We start from the raw sequence: 2,250 nt of genomic DNA, 5'->3' as shown, positions 1-2,250 counted from the left end.
GGGTTCCTGCCACTGCTCGTCCGGGCCGGCCAGGAAGTCCGTCCTGGGGACCGGACCGGTGCGGACGACGGCGAAGGTCACCACGCCCAGCAGCACCAGGACCGTCGCCGCCCAGAGCAGGAGCAGCTTCCCCCGGGCGTTGAGGGGCTTGGCAGCCGGGCGGGAGGGTCCCGAGGTGTTCATGTGGTGCAGGACCTTCCAGGTCAAAGGGGTGGGGTTTCCTGCAATGTATGCCGGGCGGCGGGGCATGTCCACGCCCCGCGCGGGGGACCCCGAAGGTGAGGGCAAACTCCCAGCTGGGACCGCGGCGGACGGCTGCCGGATGCCCGCAAAGGCATCAGCCACCACCGGTGGCGCCCTCACCGGGAACCCGCGCCCGCCGCATTAGGCTGGCAGTTATGCCGAAGAAAATTACCGTCAGCCTGCCGGACGCGACCCTGCGGGAGTACCTCCAGCCCCACCCGGACGTCACCATCCTCGAGTGGGACCTGTCCGGGGAACCGCCCCAGCCGCACATCGACATCGTGGTTCCGCCCTACATGGGCGGCCCGCAGGTCCTGCGCGGCCTGGAAGCTGTGGAAACCGGGCTCGTGCAAAGCCAGTCGATCGGGTACGACGGCGTCGCGGAGTTCCTGCCGGCCGGCCGGGTTTACGCCAACGCCGCCGGCGTCCACGAAACCTCCACCGCCGAACTGGCCCTCGCCCTGATCCTGGCCAGCCAGCGCGAGCTCCCGCGGCTGCTGCAGAACCAGCAGGAGGGCCGCTGGGAGACCCGGCCCACCGCCAGCCTCGCCGACCGCAGCGTGCTGATCGTCGGCTACGGCGGCGTCGGCAAGGCCATTGAAGACCGGCTGCTGCCGTTCGAAACCACCGTGACCCGGGTGGCCAGCCGGGAACGGACGGACCCGCGCGGCCACGTCCACGGCATTGACGAGCTGCCCAGCCTGCTGCCGGAGCATGACATCGTGATTGTGGGCGTCCCGCTCAGCGACGCCACCCGCCACCTCATTAATGACGCCTTCCTCGGGGCCATGCCCGACGGCGCCCTGCTGGTCAACGTGGCCCGCGGGCCGGTTGCGGACACCGAGGCCCTGGTCCGGCACACCGCCGCCGGCCGGATCCGTGCCGCCCTGGACGTCACCGATCCGGAGCCGCTGCCGCAGGACCACCCGCTGTGGGGGATCCCCGGCGTCATCATCAGCCCGCATGTGGGCGGAGCGAGCTCGGCCATGCGCCCGCGGATGGGAAAGCTCGTCCAGCGGCAGATCGAGCTCATGCTGGCGGGCGAACCGCCGGTGAACGTGGTGCTGGGCGGCTGAGTCAGCCCGGGTGCTATTCGGGCGTCCCGTTCTGCGCTTTTTGGGCGAGCCGCTGTAGTTGCCAGTTGTGCACGTCGGGCAGCCACTCCAGCGGGGCCGAGGGGCCGACCCGCGGGTCCTCGGGCTCAGCGCCGTCGCGGAGGGCTTCCACGTAGGCGCGATCTAGTTTGATCCGTGACCGTAGCTGCTCGGCTCCGCCGACCGAGCCGTGACCGGGAATGACGGCATCGACGCCGTCGGCCACGCTCTCGAACAGCCGCAGCGCCGCGAGGTAGTCCTGGGTCGGATTCTCGGCGTCGAGGTCGAGGAACGGCATCAGGATGTCGGAGAGCATGTCGCCGGCAACGAGGACGCGGCGCTCCTCGATCAAAAGCGCCGCATGGCCTTGGGCGTGGGCCTGATGCTCGATGATGCGGACTGAGGGGCCGTCCCAAGGAATGTGCGCCGCTTCGGCGGGCAGGCCGGTAATGAGCCCGAACAGTTCCATCGGGATCTCCTCGGCCAGCTCCGGCGGGAGCACCCCGGCTACGCGGTCCTTCCAGTCAGTGCTCGAGAGCAGTTCTTGCATCGAAGCCGCGCAGCGGGCTGTACCGTAACGGGGAGCGTCGCCGAAGGCCGCATGCCAGAGCACGTGGTCCCAATCCGGATGCGTGGAGAAGCCTGCCACGACGGGCTGGCCCAGTTGGCTAAGGTCGTTCGCGAGGCAGGCCAGTTCGTCGCGCGTTATCCCGGGGTCGATAAGCAGCACCCCGGCCTGGCCCTGAACGACGGCGGAGTTGCTCTGCAGGAACGTGCTCTCGTGGACCCAAACGCCCTCAGCGACTTGCTTCAGCACGGCATGCCTTCCCCTCGTGGTTTGCGCCTGCTTCTCGAGAAGGTATTCCCGGGCGGGAGTGGAACGCAAGCACTATGGCGGCCGTCCTTCATCCGG

3 protein-coding genes are annotated in these 2,250 nt (G+C 69.4%); 1 reads left to right on the top strand and 2 read right to left on the bottom strand.

Annotated features, from left to right (window positions below):
• Positions 1–207 (bottom strand): hypothetical protein (locus tag K789_RS22970; RefSeq protein WP_035739610.1); only part of this gene is annotated, 207 nt, incomplete at its 3' end.
• Positions 208–398: 191 nt separating this feature from the next.
• Between K789_RS22970 and K789_RS0112175 the strand changes: the two genes are divergently transcribed.
• Positions 399–1,319 carry a 2-hydroxyacid dehydrogenase gene (locus K789_RS0112175; RefSeq protein ID WP_024366992.1) on the top strand — a complete coding sequence of 307 codons (921 nt, stop codon included), beginning with the start codon at positions 399–401 and terminating at the stop codon, positions 1,317–1,319.
• Between the two features lie 13 nt (positions 1,320–1,332).
• Here the strand turns inward: K789_RS0112175 and K789_RS0112170 are convergent, their stop codons facing one another.
• Positions 1,333–2,154: an MBL fold metallo-hydrolase gene (locus tag K789_RS0112170; protein WP_024366991.1), complete on the bottom strand. Its 822-nt coding sequence runs from the start codon at positions 2,152–2,154 to the stop codon at positions 1,333–1,335.
• Between the last annotated feature and the right edge of the window lie 96 nt (positions 2,155–2,250).

Origin of the sequence: Arthrobacter sp. TB 26 (assembly GCF_000427315.1) — a bacterium.
GTDB lineage: Bacteria > Actinomycetota > Actinomycetes > Actinomycetales > Micrococcaceae > Arthrobacter.
The sequence above is the reverse complement of the archived record's forward strand: the minus strand, read 5'-3'. Positions and strand labels throughout refer to the sequence as shown.

Excerpts from the sequence above, each read along its gene's own strand:
- K789_RS0112175 (WP_024366992.1), top strand. The coding sequence starts at position 399 with ATGCCGAAGAAAATTACCGTCAGCCTGCCGGACGCGACCCTGCGGGAG.